The sequence below is a fragment of the Streptomyces caatingaensis genome (assembly GCF_001187435.1).
GTDB classification, from domain to species: domain Bacteria; phylum Actinomycetota; class Actinomycetes; order Streptomycetales; family Streptomycetaceae; genus Streptomyces; species Streptomyces caatingaensis.
This window is the reverse complement of sequence record NZ_LFXA01000003.1, coordinates 1-15035: the sequence shown is the minus strand read 5'-3', so window position 1 is coordinate 15035 and position 15035 is coordinate 1. Positions and strand designations below refer to the sequence as shown.

Sequence of the window (15035 nt, the reverse complement as noted above, 5' to 3'; positions counted from 1 at the left end):
GCCTCCGTCACCTGCTCCGAAGCGGCCGACCAGGCGCCACGGTTGTCCCGAACACGCACTGACGGAATATCTCCATGGTCTCTACATTGATCTATTGTCGGCCGGTCCTGTGCCCGCGGATCACCTCCGTGGAGCCGTGCAGGGAGGCGAAAGATGGATCACGCCGCCACCCGCGACGAGAACATCGAGCGGATTTATCGCAGCCTCGCGCCGGAGGACACCACCACCGCCGTCTCCGTCATCATGAAGCTGCGCGGCGAGACCTGCGACATCGACTGCCTCTACTGCTACGAGAAACGCAAGGAGGCACCCGGGGGAGCCCGCATCGGGCCGGGACAAGTGCGCGACCTCGCCCGGCTGTTCCACGGCCGGCCGCTGGCCGTCGAACTCCACGGCGGCGAGCCGCTCACCGTGGGCAGGGAGCAGATGGCCGGCATCCTGACGGAACTGGCCCGCCAGCCCTCGGTCGTCCGGGTCACCCTCCAGACCAACGGCGTCCTGCTCGACGACGCCTGGCTGGACCTCTTCGACGAACTCCTCCCGGACCTCCGCATCGGCGTCTCCCTGGACGGGGACGCCCGGGGCAACGCCTGGCGCGTCGGCTACGACGGCAGACCGGTCTACCCCCGGGTGGCCGCCGCCCTGCGCCTGCTGGCCCGGCGCGGCCGCCGCGCCGGGGTGATCGCCGCGGTCACCCCGGCCGTCCTGGGCCGGGCCGAGGCCGTCCTGGACCACATCGCCGGCTTCGGATCGGTCGACTCGGTGAGCTTCGTGCCGTGCTTCGACGCCGCGGTCCGGCGCGGCACCGCGCCCGCCGGACGCCGCGCGCCGGCCAGCCGGCTGCTGCAACAGGCCAACGTCGCCGAGGACAAGGCCCCCAACTGGGCCGTCCATCCCGCCGAGTACGCGGACTTCGTGCTGGCGGCGGCCGCCCACTGGATCTCCGCCGGACACTTCGCCCGGCTCAAACTCGAACCGGTCGTGTCCGCCATCCGCCGGCTGCGGGGACTGGACACCGGCTTCTGTCACTTCTCCGACCTCAAATGCGACCACGTCCTCACCCTCTACCCGGACGGCCGGCTCGGCAGCTGCGACGAACTCCCCTGGCCACAGGCGCGGTTGAGCCTGCTGCCGCAGACCCGCGACCAGCACGCCGTGGCGGAGGCGCAGCGCTCCTCCCGCCTGCTCCGGCAGGGCAGATCCCTGATGGAACGCTGCACCGCCTGCGACTACCGGGACACCTGCGGCGGCGGCTGCGTGGCCACCCGGTGGCGCTACGACCTGGCCGGGGACCAGGACGCCTACTGCGACTACCGCATGCGCCTGATCGACGGCATCGCGGCCCTGCTCGCCCAGCCCTCCGCCCCCCGGGGCGCCTGGTGCCGCACCCTGCGCCGGCGCCCGCGCCACCCCAACTCGATGGCGGACGTCGAGGGCTTCCTGGCCCGCTGGGACGACCCCCGACTGCCCAAGCCGGCCGTGCGGTTGCGCGTCGGCGCGTACGGCAACATCAACACCGTCGGCCTGCCCGGCGTCCACGAGGCCGACGACCTCGACCCCGGCCACCCCCTGTGGGAGCGGGCGATCGAGCCGGGCGTCAAGCCCCTGGTCGCCGCCTGTACGCGGCAGTGGGGCTGTGTGACGTACGACAGCTGCGAAGGGCACGCGTACGAGGGCACCGCCATGGCCCCCACGCCGCGCAAGGTCGGCCTGCTGCCCCGCGACCACCACGAGTACGCCGCCGTCGCCGCCGCGCTGTGCCGGGCGGTCAGCGCGGTCTCGCCCCTCCTCCCGCCGGGGATCGGGGCGACGGTCGGCCGCGCCGACCTGACCTGCGAGAAGAGCGGCCGTACGGTCCCGGTGCTCGACCTCGTCCTGCGCCCGGCGCCCGGGACGCCCAGGGACCGGTACTTCGCCGGACTCGACGCCGCCACCGCCGCGCTGGCCGGCGCCCTGGCCGCCGAGCGCCCGGACCCGGACGAGCCCTGCGCCTGCCCGGCGCCGCCCGACGGAGGCCGCCGGGCCGCGGCAGCCGCGTCATGAGCCCCCGGCCCGGGCACACGCGCCGGCCCCGGGCCCCTCCGGCCGGCGACCGCAGCCACCGCGTCCACCGCCCCATCCGCACACCGCTCCATCAACACACCGGCGAAAGGCAAGGGCATGGGCACCAACGACCGCATCACGGACTTCCTGTCGGCCGTCGACGAACTGCGCGCGGGCGACGAGACCGTGCGCAGCACCGCGCACACCTCCAGCGTCTCCGCCGAGGGCTGGCCGGCCGCCGAGGAGGCGGGGGAGGAGTCCTGACCGGCACGGCACGGCACACCCCGGGGCCGGGCCGCACGGCGACCCGGTCCCGGCCACCGAGGAGGCCCCCATGCCACTGCTGTCGCGGATCATCGACTTCGCCCCCCTCCGCGCCCTGCACCACGACCGCACCCGGCGGCTGCGCGAGATCGTCAACCCCGGAGCGCCGCCCGCGGAACGGTACGACGCCCGCCACTACGCCCTGTCCCACCACGTCTTCGAGGGCGCCGAGGCCGCCGCCCGGGCCGGCGACACCGAGACGTTCGACTGGTACCGGACCCACCCGGACGCGGGCGCCGAACGCCTCGGCGCCCCGCCGGCCGTCCTCGCCCCCGGCCCGGCCGGGCTCGTCCGCTCGCCGGCGTCGGAGACCCCGTACCACGTCCTGGGACCGCGCACGGCCCCGGCCCCGCCGGAACTCCGGGACCTCACGGCCCGGGCGGCGGCGCTCGCGGGCGACGCCGACGCGGGCCTGGGCCGGCTCGTCGCCGACCACGCCGTCGTGGTCTGCCTCCTGCGCCGCAAGCGCCTCGGCGAGACCCTGGACAGCTGGTCCATCACCCGCCTCCCGGGGACCGTCTTCTGCGACCACACCGACGAACCCGCCGTCCTGGCCCGCGACCTCGTCCACGAGGCCGGGCACAGCTGGCTGAACGACGCGCTGACCGCGGTCCACGCGAAGATCGACGACGAGGCGCGGTTCCACTCGCCATGGAAGGACGCCGTCCGCCCGGCCTACGGATTCCTCCACGCCTGCTGGTCGTTCCCGCTCATGATGCTCTACACCTCGGCCGTGCTGGAGCGGCTGACCGGGGACGTCCGCCGCTTCCTCGGCGCCTACCTGGACGAGCAGCGCCGCCTGCTGGCCCCCACCGCCGGGGACCACGCCGAGGCGCTCACCCTCGTCCCCGACGCCGGGCTGCGGGAGCGGCTGCGCGCCGTCCACCGGGAGGCCCTCGCCCTGTGACCCACGACGCGGCACCGCAGACGCCGGGCCTCGCGGTCCTCGTCCAGCGGCCGGGAGCGGCCGACACGCGCCTGCACCACGGCCTCGCGAACCTGGAGTTGTCCGTCCCGGTCGGGCCCGGCACCACCTTCGACGCGGGCTCCGTCGGAAAGCAGATCACCGCCCATGTCGCCGTCCTCTCCGCCCGGCGGGGGCTGCTCGGCCTCGACCGGCCGGTGTCCGCCTACCTGCCGCGCTTCCGGATCCCCTCGGTCACCGTCGCCGACCTGATCCGCCACCAGGGCGGCGTGCGCGACGCCGAGTCGCTCCTCTCCCTCGCCGGCCTGCGCGACCTCGACCACTACACGTCCCACGACCTCCTGGAACTCGCCTACCGCCAGACCCGCCGCTGCGTGGCACCGGGCCGGTTCCTCTACAGCAACACCGGCTACCTCCTCCTCGCCGCCGTCCTGCACACCGTCCACGGCACCGACCTCGCGCAACTCGCCCGGCGCTGGGTCTTCGGCCCCCTGGGCATGACGTCGGCACGGTTCGTGGCCGACCCCCGCCAGGTGGTGCCGGGCGCGGCGAGCAGTTACCTCCCCACCGCCGACGGCTGGGCGCACGGCCGGCGGCCCGTGGCCCTGCCCGGCCCCGGAAGCCTCTGGTGCTCCACGACGGACCTCGGGCGCTGGCTGACCCGCCTGGGGGAGACCTGGCCGGCGGCGCACCGGTTCGTCCACGACCGGGAGGTCCCCTACGGCCCCGCCGACCACCGGCCCTGCCTCTACGGCCCCGGCCTGTACGCGGACCCGCGCCGGCCGGGCGACGAGACCGTCTTCCACTACGGGCACGAGCAGGGATTCTCCGCGGCGGCACTGCTCACCCGGTCCGGGCTGCGCGTCGTCTGCCTCGCCAACCACGCGGCCGTCCACGCCGACCACGCGGCCGACAGGATCGTCCGGGCCCTGAGGAACGGTGAATTCGACGACGAGAAGCTGCGGAGGATCGTGGCGGACGTCCACCGGCGGGCCCGTCCCCCCGACGCCGGCGGGAAGCCGGCGGAGCCCGGGTCCGACCACACCGAACTCGGCACCTACACCTGCGCGGACGTCCCGGGTGCCCTCCGACTGACCGTGGCGGACGGCCGGTTGTTCCTCTGGCGCCGCGGCACGCGCGACCGCCTCGCCCCCGACGGCCCCGGCGCCTTCCGCGCGGACGGGCTCCGGCTCGTCGCACCCGGCCCCGTGGACCCCGCGACGCTCCGGCCCGGCCGCCCCGAACGCTTCACCCTCCACCTCGACCGCGCCCCCGGCCTGCGCTACCACCGGACATCGAGCTGAGGAGACCCCACGATGCGCGCCGCGGTGCTCCACGGGACCCGGGACGTCCGGGTCGAAGACGTCCCCGACCCCCGGATCACCGAGGCGGACGACGCCGTCGTCCGGGTCGTGGCCGCGGCGGTGTGCGGCTCGGACCTGTGGGCCTACCGCGGCCTCACGCCCCTGCCCCGCCCCACCCGGGCGGGGCACGAATTCGTCGGCACCGTCGAAGCGGTCGGACCCGCCGTGCGCACCCTGCGCCCCGGCGACTTCGTCATCGCCCCCTTCTCCGTCAGCGACAACACCTGCCGCAACTGCCGCAACGGCGTGCACACCTCGTGCGACCGCGCCGCGCACTGGGGCGTGCCCGGCCCCGACGGACGCGCGATGGACGCCGGGCAGGGGGAAGCCGTACGCGTCCCCCTCGCGGACGGCACCCTGGTGCCCACGCCCGGCCCGCCGCCGCCCGGGCTGATCCCCGACCTCCTCGCCCTGTGCGACGTGATGGCGACCGGCCATCACGCGGCGCGGATCGCCCGCGTCGGGCGGGGCGACAGCGTCGTGGTCGTCGGCGACGGGGCCGTGGGACTCTGCGCCGTCCTGGCCGCGCGGGCCGCCGGCGCCGAACGCGTCGTCGTCATGTCACGGCACCCCGCCCGGCAGGCGCTCGCCCGGGAGTTCGGCGCCACCGACATCGTCACCGCCCGGGGCCGGGAGGGCGTGGCCGAGGTCCGCCGGGCGCTCGGCGGACCGGCCGACAGCTCGCTGGAGTGCGTCGGCACCGACCTGTCGCTGCGTCAGGCCCTCGGCACGGTACGCCCCGGCGGACACGTCGGCTGCGTCGGCCTGCCCCTGGGCATCACCCGGTTCCCGCACCGGGACCTGTTCGCCGGCAACCTCACGGTCGCGGGCGGCAGCGCCCCGGCCCGCGCCTACCTGCCGGAACTCCTCCGGCGCACCTGGGACGGTGCGCTCGCCCCCGGCCGCGTCCTCGACGGCGAGTTCCCCCTCCACCGGGCCGCCGACGCCTACGCCGCGATGGACACCAGAAGGGTGATCAAGGCGCTGCTGCGCCCCTGAACAGCGGCCTCCACGACGCGGCCCGAGCGGCCCGGCGGCGGCCGTGACGCGCCACACGGGATGCCGAATGCAACCGAACCCGGACGTCGTTGGTCTTACCGTTCATGACAACCCCACGCAGCACAGTGAGGACGCGGCTCGGCGTCCTCCTCGCCGCCGCCGGCGTGACGGTCCCCCTCGTGGTGGCCACCGGCGGCGCGGCCGACGCGGCCCCGGCCAAGGCGCCCGCGAAGACCCCGGCCGGGGCGGCCTGCCCCACCGACAAGGGCCGGATCGCCTGTGTCGACCTGACCCGGCAGGTCAGCTGGATCCAGAACGGCAAGAAGATCACCTACGGGCCGGTGCACATACGGTCCGGCAGGAAGGGCTTCGCGACCCGGACCGGCCTCAAGCACGTCTACTGGCGGGACAAGAACCACCGCTCCTCGCTCTACGACGTGAGCATGCCCTACAGCCAGTTCTTCGACAAAGGACAGGCGTTCCACGCCATCAGCGGCAGCGTCTACTCGCCGCCCGGCTCCCACGGCTGCGTCAACATGCGGATGAAGGACGCCCAGGCGTACTGGAACCTGCTGCGCCAGGGCGACCCGGTCTTCGTGTACGGCCGCAAGCCCGGCACCTGACCGGAGCCCACGGACCGCGGGCCGGGCGGTATGGCACCGGCCGGCCCCGGGCGTTAGGCTGCGCGGCGCAGCGACGACCGGGGGGAGCCGATGCCCAGCCCGTCCGCACCACAGCCGCCGTCCGGCCCACCGGCCGATCTGGTCCACCACGTGCCCGGCCACTGGGCCGCCCGCGGACCCGCCGCCGAGGCCCTCGCCTGCGACGGCCGCCGGTGGACCTGGCGCCGGCTCGCCGAACGCGCCGACCGGTCGAGGGGCGCGCTGCGCGCCCTCGGCGTCCGCCGCGGCGACCGCGTCGCCCACCTCGGCCGCAACGACCCGGTCTGCCTGGAGACCTTCCTCGCGGCGGCCGGCGCCGGGGCGGCCACCGTCGTCCTCAACCGGCGCCTGGCCCCCGCCGAACTCGCCTACGCCGTCGGGGACTCCGCCCCCGTCGTCCTCCTCGCCGACAGCGGCAGCGCGGAGACCGCCCGGCGCGCCCTCGCCGAACTGCCCGCCCCGCCGCGCCTGGTGGTGACCGGGGGAGCGGACGACGCGTACGAACCGCTGCTCGCCCGCGCCGACCCCCTGCCCCCGCTCGACGACATCGCCCCCGACGACACCTGCCTCGTCCTCTACACCTCCGGCACCACCGGCTTCCCCAAGGGGGCCGAACTCACCCACCGCGGCCTGCTGTCGGGCGCCGCCGCCCTGAGGGCCGCGGCACCCATCGGGCCCGGGGACCGCAACCTCGTCCCCCTGCCCCTCTTCCACGTCGGCGGCATCGGCTACGCCCTGTACGGCATGGCCGCCGGCGCGGCGACGCACCTGCTGCGCGACCCCGCGCCGGAGGCGCTCTGCCGCGCCGTCGGCGACGGCGCGACGCACACCCTCCTCGTCCCCGCCATGCTGCCCGGCGTGCTGCGCGCCGGCACGGCGCCGGCGGACGCCTTCGGGCGGCTGCGGCATCTCCTGTACGGCGCCTCGCCGATGCCCCTGCCGCTCCTGCGGGAGGCGCTCGACCGCTTTCCCGCCTTCCGCTTCGTCCAGGTCTACGGCATGACCGAACTCTCCGGCGCCGTCACGGCGTTGGACCCCGCCGTCCACCGCGACCCGGCCCAGGCCCGCCGGCTCGCCTCCGCGGGGCGGCCGCTGCCCGGTGTGGAGGCCCGCGTCGCCGATCCCGCGACCGGCGCCGCCGTGCCGCTCGGCCGCACCGGCGAACTGTGGGTGCGCACGGCGCAGCGGATGAAGGGCTACCTCGGCCGGCCCGAGGCCACCGCGGAGACGGTCACCGAGGACGGCTGGCTGCGCACCGGCGACGTGGTCCGCGCCGACGAGGACGGCTTCCTCTACGTCGAGGACCGGCTCAAGGACCTCATCATCTCCGGCGGCGAGAACGTCTATTCGGCGGAGGTGGAACGCGTCCTCGCCGAACACCCCGCCGTCGCCGAGGCCGCGGTGATCGGCGTCCCCGACGAGGTCTGGGGCGAGTCGGTGCTGGCCGTCGTCGTGGCCCGGGACGGCGCGCGCGTCGAGGAGGCCGGGCTGGACGCGTTCTGCCGCGGGCACCTCGCCGGCTACAAGTGCCCGCGCGGCGTCGCCCTGGTGACGCGGCTGCCGCGCAACGCGACGGGAAAGGTGGACAAGAACGCGCTGCGGGCGGCGCACGGGGCCCGCGAGCGGGTGCCCCGTCAGCCGCGGTAGAGGCGGTCGGCGTACTGGGTGCGGTAGCGCTCCTCCAGCTCAGCCCCCAGCTCCTCCCGCGCCTTCTCCGGGACCGGACGCCCCTCGGCGGCCCGGATCCGCGCCATCATCACCTCGGGGGTCCAGGTCTGCGGCTTCCACAGCCCGGAGCGCAGGAACGCCTTCGGGCAGTGGTGGAAGATCTCCTCGATCTCGACGACGAGCGCGAGGACCGGACGGTGGCCCTTGACCACCATCCGGTCGAAGAACGGCGCCTCGCGCACCAGCCGCGCCCGGCCGTTGACGCGCAGGGTCTCGCCGATGCCGGGGATCAGGAAGACCAGCCCGACGTGCGGGTTGGACAGGATGTTGAGGAACCCGTCCGCCCGCCGGTTGCCCGGGCGTTCGGGGAGGGCGATCGTCGTGTCGTCCAGGACGAGGGCGAGGTGTCCGGCCGGGTCGCCCTTGGGGGAGACGTCGCAGTTGCCGTCCGCGTCCGAGGTGGCCACCAGGCAGAACGGCGACTGCGCCAGCCACTCCCGGTCGAGGTCCAGCAGGCGGTGGCGGACCTTCTCCACCACGCGCCGCTGCGGCTCGCCCAGCAACTCCCTCAGTTCACCGGCGTCGGTGACCTCGACCAGGTCCGCGGTCTCCACGGTGCCTCCCCGCCCTTCGGATGATCGTTCCCGGTTCGATCGTACGCCCGGGAACCCCCGCCGGTCAGTGCCCGCGGGCGATCCACTCCTCCAGGTGCGGGGCCTCCTCGCCGATCGTGGTGGACTCCCCGTGCCCGGTGCGCACCACCGTCGACGGGTCCAGGGACAGCAGCCGGTCCCGGATCGAGCCGATGATCGTGGGGAAGTCGGAGAACGAACGGCCGGTCGCGCCCGGCCCGCCCCGGAAGAGCGTGTCCCCGGTGAACACCGTGCCCAGCGCGGGCGCGTACAGGCAGACGGCGCCCGGCGCGTGGCCCGGCGTGTGCAGCACCGTCAGCTCGACACCGGCCACCCGCAGCACCTGACCATCCGTCAACTCCCCGTCCGGCGCCCGGTCCGGGTGGGTGCGCTCCCACAGCGGCAGGTCGGCCGGGTGCAGGAGGACCGGCGCGCCCGTGCGGCCGGCGAGCGCGGGAGCGGCGTTGACGTGGTCGTCGTGGGCGTGGGTGCACACCACGGCCAGCAGCCGGCGGCCGCCGACCGCCGCCGCGACGGCGTCCGCGTCGTGCGCCGCGTCGATGACGATCGCCTCGTGGTCGTCGCCCACGATCCAGACGTTGTTCTCGACGTCCCAGACGCCCCCGTCGAGGGAGAACGTGCCGGACGTGACGAGGTGGTCGACGCGCGCGGCCGTCACAGGACCACCACCGAGCGCAGGACGTCGCCCGCGTGCATGCGGTCGAAGGCCGCCTCGACGTCGTCCAGGCCGATGGTCTCCGAGACGAACGACCCCAGGTCCAGCCGGCCCTGGAGGTGCAGGTCGATCAGCATGGGGAAGTCCCGCGACGGCAGGCAGTCGCCGTACCAGGACGACTTCAGCGCGCCGCCGCGCCCGAAGACGTCCAGCAGCGGCAGGTCGATGCGCATCTCGGGGGTGGGCACGCCGACCAGGACGACTGTTCCGGCCAAGTCGCGGGCGTAGAAGGCCTGTTCGTAGGTCTCGGGGCGGCCGACCGCGTCGATGACGACGTCCGCGCCGAAGCCGCCGGTCAGCTCGCGGATGGCCTCGACCGGGTCCGTGGCGCGCGAGTCGACGGTGTGGGTGGCGCCCATGCGCAGGGCGGTCTCCAGCTTGCGCCCGTCGATGTCGACGGCGATGATCCGGGCCGCCCCGGCGAGGCGGGAGCCCGCGATGGCCGCGTCGCCGACACCGCCGCAGCCGATGACCGCGACCGAGTCGCCGCGCGTCACACCGCCGGTGTTGAGGGCGGCGCCGATGCCCGCCATGACGCCGCAGCCGAGCAGCCCGGCGACGGCGGGGGAGGCGGCCGGGTCCACCTTGGTGCACTGGCCGGCCGCGACGAGGGTCTTCTCGGCGAACGCGCCGATGCCCAGGGCCGCGGTGAGCTCCGTGCCGTCGGTCAGGGTCATCCGCTGCTGCGCGTTGTGCGTGGCGAAGCAGTACTGCGGGCGGCCGCGCCGGCAGGCCCGGCACTGGCCGCACACCGCGCGCCAGTTGAGGACGACGAAGTCGCCGGGCGCCACCTCGGTGACGCCCTCGCCGACGGACTCCACCACGCCGGCGGCCTCGTGGCCCAGCAGGAAGGGGAAGTCGTCGTTGATGCCGCCCTGCTTGTAGTGCAGGTCGGTGTGGCACACGCCGCACGCCTGCACCCTCACCACGGCCTCCCCGGGCCCCGGGTCCGGCACGACGATGGTCTCCACCCGCACCGGCTCGTTCTTCCCCGGTGCCACCACGCCACGGACTTCCTGTGCCACGGCACTGCCCTTCTCTTGATCATGTACGTGTATGGGCCACTCTACGGCGCGGGCCGGGGGCGCCGGCCGTGACGGCCGGCCCACGGGGGCGACGCGGCGTCAGCTCCCCCCGCCGCGCCCGCGCACCAGGCTCATCAGCACCGCGAGGGCCAGCGCCCCCACGGCCGCGCTGAAGACCTCCCCGGCCGGGCGCAGGCTCGTCTCCCGGATGAGCACGCCGACACCGATCGTCGGCAGCGCCAGAAACGTGTACAGGATCGCGAAGAAGGTGGACACGGCCGCCCCCCGGTGCTCCGGATCCCCCCGCGTGGTGATCGTCCCGAGCCCGTGGCCCATGGCCACCCCCGTGGCCAGGCCGTTGACGGCGGCCCCGGCGACGAGCGGCGCGAGCACCCGCGTCCCCATCGCCGTGGCGATGAGCGCCGCGGCCAGGACGAGCCCGAGGCAGGCCGCGGGCAACGCCGTCCCCGCCCGCAGCACCCGCACCAGCAACTGCCCCAGCGCCGTGCACGCGAAGGCCGTGAAGACGACGACCCCCGTGAGCACATGACCGGTGTCCCGCAGCACGTCCGTCATGAACAGCCCCGTCACGGCCCCGAGCACCCCCAGCACCGCGAAGCCCGCGCCGCCCGCCATGGCCGAGCGCAGGAAGTCCGAACGGATCCCGGCGGGGACGTGCAGCGGCTGGACGCGCGGGGTGAAGCCCGGGCGGTGCTCCGAGCTCTCGGGCGTGAGGGCGACGGCGACCAGCCCGGCGACGGCCAGGACGAGCAGCACCGCCCACGGGGTGCGCAGCGGCGCCAGCGCGGTGTCGGCGAGGACGCCCGCCAGCAGCGTTCCGCAGCCCAGCCCGCCCATGTTGGCGAAGAGCGCGAGTGTGGCCGGTCCGATCCGGCGGCCGTGGCCGAGGATCTCGGTGAGCGCGGCCGTCGCCGCGCCGGTGACCAGCGCGGCGGAGAAGCCGGAGAGCACCCGGCCGACGAGCATGACGCCCAGGTCGTGCGCGAGCAGGAACACCAGCGCGGCCGCCGCGGACAGCAGCGTGGACAGCACGAGCACCGGACGCCGGCCGATCTGGTCCGAGAGCCGTCCGAGCAGCAGCAGGCCGAGCACGACCCCGACGGCGTAGACGGCGAAGACCACGGTCACGGTGAACGGCGTGAAGCCGAACTCCTCGCCGTAGAGCGGGTACAGCGGCGTCGGGGCCGTGGTGCCCACCATGGTGATCCAGAACGCGAAGCCGACGCTCGCCGCGGCGAGGCGGCCGGTGCGGGGGAGGGGCGGTGCGACCACGGCAGGGCCTCCGGACGGGTCGACAGGTCGTCGTGTCCATTCAAAGCCATGGACGGGTCGTGGACACACCGCGCACCGCGAACGCGTGGCCCTCCCGCGGCGACTGCCGTACGGTGTCCCGCGGGCCCGAGGAGGAAGCCGTGGATGTGACGATGAAGACCGTGATCGGCGGGGAGCTGGTGGAACTGCCCGCCACCATCGCCGGGATCCGCTCCGCGCTCGACGAGGACCAGGTGCGCGACTTCGACGAGGAGATCCCGCACCTGCCGACGGCCGAGCTGCCGGCCGCCCTCGTCCGCTGGGCCCTGGCCGCCACGGACGCGGACCGCGAGGACGAGGAGCTGTTCGAGCGCCTGGCGCGCGGTGAGGACGTCGGCGCCGTTCCGGCCGGCGCGGGCCGCCCGGGGGCGGTGTGAGCGGGTACCGGATCCAGTACGCCCCTCCGGCCGACCAGGCGTGCACCGGTATGGACCCCTCCCTGCGGGCCCGGTTCGACCGGGCCATGCGGCTCGTCGCCGACCACCCCTACGGGTGCGGATCCGCCCCCATCGGCCGGGAGAAGGACCGGCGCGAGGCCACCGTCGCCGACGTCCTGATCCGCTACTACGTCAGCCGCAGCGTCCTGACGCTCACGATCGTGCGCGTCGTCTACCTCTGACAACTCGCCCGCGCCGCCGGGGCGTTGACCCCGGACGGCCGCCGCGCCGCCCCTGCGGAGCCCGCCGTCCGCGTCACCCGTCCGGCCGTACCCGTCCTGCGCCGCCCCCGGCGCGTTGGGACGCTGGGGGCGGCACGGCGAAGGGACGGCTGCTGTGGGCATACCGACGGGCGTACCGAGAGGTCTGACGGACATACCGGCCCGGCCGAGGGGCGCGGCGGCCGTCCGCCGGACCAGGGCGGTGTGCGGCGCGCTGGGCGCCGCGCTGCTGCTCGCCACGGCGCAGGGCTGCGGCGACGGCCCGTCCGGCGCGGGCGCGGGCGGCGGGGACCGGTTCCCCGCCGTCGAGACGTCCGGCTTCACCTACCGGATACCGCAGCCGCTCGCCCCCGCGCCCGGCGGGACGCCGATCGCCGTCCGCGACCGGGGGCCCGACGCGGCGTTCGCGGGGGCCCGGCGGTGGACGGTCCTCCACCACTCGGCCGACTCCCGCGGCGCCGACATCCCCGTCAGCGCCACCCTGCTCGTCCCCGACGGGCCCCCGCCGGACGGGGGCCGCCCGGTCGTGGCGTGGGCCCACGGCACCACCGGCGTCGCGGACGCCTGTGCGCCCTCCCACGCGGCGGACCTCGGCGACCCCGCCTACGTCCGGGAGATCCGCGCGTTCCTCGAGGCCGGCTACGCCGTCGCCGCGACGGACTACCCGGGGCTGGGCACCCCCGGCATGCACAGCTACCTCGTCGGGGCCGACGAGGGGAACGCGGTGGTCGACAGCGTCCTGGCCGCCCGGCGGATCGTGCCCGGCCTGGCGGCGACCTGGTTCGCCGCCGGGCACTCCCAGGGCGGACAGGCGGCCCTGTTCGCCGCCCGCGCGGCGGGACGGGCGCCCGGGCTGCGCTTCGGAGGGGCCGTGGCCGTCGCCCCGGCCAGCCACCTGGACGCGATGCTCCCGGGCGTCATCTCCTCCCACGAGCCGTCCCAACTCACCTTCGCGCTCTACTCGCTGGCCGGGCTCGCCACCGCCGACCGCTCGGTGGACCTGCCCGGCCTCCTCGGCCCGGCCGCCGCGCGGACCGCCGACCGGGTCTTCGGGGAGTGCCTCAAGGACCGGCACCCCTCCCTGGCCGGCGTCACCACCGAACAGGCCCTGCCCTTCGGCCCGTCCCGCCTCGCGGCCCTCGGCCGGACGATGGCCGGCTACGGCAACCCGGACCGCGCCGCGATAGCCGCCCCCGTCCTGATCGTCCAGGGCGGCGACGACCAGGACGTCCCGGCCCGGTGGACGGCGCAGGTCGCCGGGAACCTCCGGGCGCTGGGCTCCCCGGCGGTGACGGAACGGACGTACCCCGGCAGCGGGCACGACGACGTGCTCGGCCGCTCGGTCTGCGACGTGCTCGCCTTCCTCGCCGGGCACGGGGGACGGCCGGCGGGCCGCTGCGCGCCGTCCGGCGCGTCCCCGGCCGCGTGAACACGGCGACGGGCCGCCGGCACACGGCAACAACCGTGTGCCGGCGGCCCGTTGGCCTTCCGCTGGGGCGACTAGGCCTCGACCCAGCCGTGGTTGGCGGCGAGGCGCACCAGGCGCTGGCGCACGAGGAGGATCTGTTCACCCGTCATCGCCGGGGCGGCGCTGAGCAGCAATTCCGTCACCTCGTCCAGGAATTCCTTCCCGGACAGCACATCGCAGTCGCCGTCGTCGCCCGCCGCGTGCCCGCCGAAGGTCTGCGCCGGTGAATCCACCGCCCTGGCGCCCCGGTCGATCAGGCGCACCTGGGAGGCCTTCAGCCCCCGCTCGCCCTCCTCGACGACGAATTCCACGAACGCCCCCGGCACGATCAGGCGCTTGTCCGCGTGCACGTCGTTGACGTGCACGAAGACATCCTCGCCGCCGGTGTCCGGGGCGACGAAACCGTACCCCCGGAACTCGTCGAACCGGATTATTTTACCCGTAACCACAGACAATTCCCCACCTACACCACGTGACAGCGCGGCCCTGTTGCAAGGCCCGTCCGGACCATACCCAGCAGCCCAGGCGGACACAATCCCCCTGTCAACCCCCTGCCAATACCCCTATTGGCGGATTCCGGGACGGGAGTTCCCGCCCGTCCGCCGACCAGCCGGGTGGCATGGCCCCGCCTTCCGGTCTGCCGTGCGGGTGACCGGGAAGACGTCTACGGTGCGTGATCTTCTTCCCGAACCCCTGACGACCCTGGTCCGCCGCGGCCGGGAACCCGCGGTCGCGCAGACGGTCCGGTCGACGGCCGCCGCCGTCATCTCCTACGTGGTGGCGCTGTCGCTCAGCAGCGAACCCGCCCCGCTGACCGCGCCCCTCACCGCCCTGCTCGTCGTCCAGGTGACCCTCTACTCCACGCTGACCACCGGCATCCGCCGGGTCAACTCCGTCGTCGCCGGCGTCCTGATCGCCATCGGCTTCAGCTGGCTGGTCGGCCTCACCTGGTGGAGCCTCGGGTTGATCATCCTCGCCTCGCTGGTCATCGGACGCTTCGTCCGCGTGGGGGAGTTCGTGCCCGAGGTGGCGATCAGCGCCATGCTCGTCCTCGGCGTCACCCGCGTCGCGAGCACCGCCTGGGACCGGGTGCTGGAGACGCTGATCGGCGCCGTCGTCGGACTGCTGTTCAACGTGCTGTTCGTCCCGCCCGTCTGGGTCGAGCCCGCCGGGCAGGCCATCCAGGACCTGGCGCGCCG

Annotated in this window: 15 protein-coding genes and 1 pseudogene; 11 read left to right on the top strand and 5 right to left on the bottom strand. The window is 75.1% G+C overall.

Going from position 1 to position 15035, the window contains the following annotated elements; translation table 11 throughout:
• Window positions 1–153 precede the first annotated feature (153 nt).
• The 7 genes and pseudogenes from AC230_RS06520 (at window position 154) to AC230_RS06495 (ending at window position 7964) form a co-directional block, all read left to right on the top strand.
• Complete coding sequence (locus AC230_RS06520; RefSeq protein ID WP_198535462.1) at window positions 154–2043, top strand: radical SAM/SPASM domain-containing protein; 1890 nt, start codon at window positions 154–156, stop codon at window positions 2041–2043.
• A 117-nt stretch (window positions 2044–2160) separates the two neighbouring features.
• Entirely contained in the window at window positions 2161–2307 is a 147-nt protein-coding gene (locus AC230_RS32910) for a hypothetical protein (RefSeq protein ID WP_198535461.1), read from the top strand.
• A gap of 70 nt (window positions 2308–2377) precedes the next feature.
• Window positions 2378–3274, top strand: a complete 897-nt coding sequence (locus AC230_RS31805) for an aKG-HExxH-type peptide beta-hydroxylase (protein WP_053161054.1) — start codon at window positions 2378–2380, stop codon at window positions 3272–3274.
• A complete protein-coding gene (locus AC230_RS06510; protein WP_049715096.1) occupies window positions 3271–4596 on the top strand; it encodes a serine hydrolase domain-containing protein in 1326 nt (441 codons plus the stop codon). The genes AC230_RS31805 and AC230_RS06510 overlap by 4 nt, the downstream gene beginning before the upstream one ends.
• A gap of 12 nt (window positions 4597–4608) precedes the next feature.
• A complete protein-coding gene (locus AC230_RS06505) occupies window positions 4609–5655 on the top strand; it encodes a zinc-binding dehydrogenase (RefSeq protein WP_049715095.1) in 1047 nt (348 codons plus the stop codon).
• Window positions 5656–5873: 218 nt separating this feature from the next.
• A pseudogene (locus tag AC230_RS06500) lies at window positions 5874–6278 on the top strand (L,D-transpeptidase); the annotation flags it as partial.
• 90 nt (window positions 6279–6368) lie between these two features.
• Window positions 6369–7964 (top strand): AMP-binding protein, encoded by a 1596-nt coding sequence (locus AC230_RS06495; protein WP_078871026.1) that lies wholly within the window; start codon window positions 6369–6371, stop codon window positions 7962–7964.
• Here the strand turns inward: AC230_RS06495 and AC230_RS06490 are convergent.
• The 4 genes from AC230_RS06490 to AC230_RS06475 all read right to left on the bottom strand — a co-directional run bounded on the left by AC230_RS06490 (window position 7952) and on the right by AC230_RS06475 (window position 11671).
• The gene (locus AC230_RS06490) at window positions 7952–8599 is read right to left on the bottom strand and encodes an MSMEG_1061 family FMN-dependent PPOX-type flavoprotein (RefSeq protein WP_078871025.1); all 648 of its coding nucleotides are present in this window, start codon (window positions 8597–8599) and stop codon (window positions 7952–7954) included. The two genes, AC230_RS06495 and AC230_RS06490, sit on opposite strands and share 13 nt — an antisense overlap.
• A gap of 64 nt (window positions 8600–8663) precedes the next feature.
• Window positions 8664–9296 carry an MBL fold metallo-hydrolase gene (locus tag AC230_RS06485; protein WP_049715094.1) on the bottom strand — a complete coding sequence of 211 codons (633 nt, stop codon included), beginning with the start codon at window positions 9294–9296 and terminating at the stop codon, window positions 8664–8666.
• Window positions 9293–10378, bottom strand: coding sequence for an S-(hydroxymethyl)mycothiol dehydrogenase (locus AC230_RS06480; protein ID WP_049715093.1), 1086 nt, complete (start codon window positions 10376–10378; stop codon window positions 9293–9295). The genes AC230_RS06485 and AC230_RS06480 overlap by 4 nt, the downstream gene beginning before the upstream one ends.
• Before the next feature lie 99 nt (window positions 10379–10477).
• Window positions 10478–11671 (bottom strand): MFS transporter, encoded by a 1194-nt coding sequence (locus AC230_RS06475; RefSeq protein ID WP_049715092.1) that lies wholly within the window; start codon window positions 11669–11671, stop codon window positions 10478–10480.
• Window positions 11672–11730: 59 nt separating this feature from the next.
• Between AC230_RS06475 and AC230_RS33480 the strand changes: the two genes are divergently transcribed.
• The 3 genes from AC230_RS33480 to AC230_RS30260 all read left to right on the top strand — a co-directional run bounded on the left by AC230_RS33480 (window position 11731) and on the right by AC230_RS30260 (window position 13797).
• The gene (locus AC230_RS33480) at window positions 11731–12087 is read left to right on the top strand and encodes a hypothetical protein (RefSeq protein ID WP_049715091.1); all 357 of its coding nucleotides are present in this window, start codon (window positions 11731–11733) and stop codon (window positions 12085–12087) included.
• Window positions 12084–12329 carry a type II toxin-antitoxin system RelE/ParE family toxin gene (locus AC230_RS06465; RefSeq protein ID WP_053161051.1) on the top strand — a complete coding sequence of 82 codons (246 nt, stop codon included), beginning with the start codon at window positions 12084–12086 and terminating at the stop codon, window positions 12327–12329. The genes AC230_RS33480 and AC230_RS06465 overlap by 4 nt, the downstream gene beginning before the upstream one ends.
• A gap of 154 nt (window positions 12330–12483) precedes the next feature.
• Window positions 12484–13797 (top strand): alpha/beta hydrolase family protein, encoded by a 1314-nt coding sequence (locus tag AC230_RS30260; RefSeq protein WP_241833118.1) that lies wholly within the window; start codon window positions 12484–12486, stop codon window positions 13795–13797.
• A gap of 71 nt (window positions 13798–13868) precedes the next feature.
• On the opposite strand, the gene AC230_RS06455 is transcribed toward AC230_RS30260, so the two are convergent.
• Window positions 13869–14285: a cold-shock protein gene (locus AC230_RS06455; protein WP_049715090.1), complete on the bottom strand. Its 417-nt coding sequence runs from the start codon at window positions 14283–14285 to the stop codon at window positions 13869–13871.
• A gap of 220 nt (window positions 14286–14505) precedes the next feature.
• On the opposite strand from AC230_RS06455, the gene AC230_RS06450 reads away from it, so the two are divergent.
• Window positions 14506–15035 (top strand): FUSC family protein (locus AC230_RS06450; RefSeq protein WP_049715089.1); only part of this gene is annotated, 530 nt, incomplete at its 3' end.

What these genes read in the sequence shown, in the direction of transcription:
- AC230_RS32910 (WP_198535461.1), top strand. Translation starts at nt 2,161, where the DNA reads ATGGGCACCAACGACCGCATCACGGACTTCCTGTCGGCCGTCGACGAA.
- AC230_RS06520 (WP_198535462.1), top strand. Translation starts at nt 154, where the DNA reads ATGGATCACGCCGCCACCCGCGACGAGAACATCGAGCGGATTTATCGC.
- AC230_RS06495 (WP_078871026.1), top strand. Translation starts at nt 6,369, where the DNA reads ATGCCCAGCCCGTCCGCACCACAGCCGCCGTCCGGCCCACCGGCCGAT.
- AC230_RS31805 (WP_053161054.1), top strand. Translation starts at nt 2,378, where the DNA reads ATGCCACTGCTGTCGCGGATCATCGACTTCGCCCCCCTCCGCGCCCTG.
- AC230_RS06505 (WP_049715095.1), top strand. Translation starts at nt 4,609, where the DNA reads ATGCGCGCCGCGGTGCTCCACGGGACCCGGGACGTCCGGGTCGAAGAC.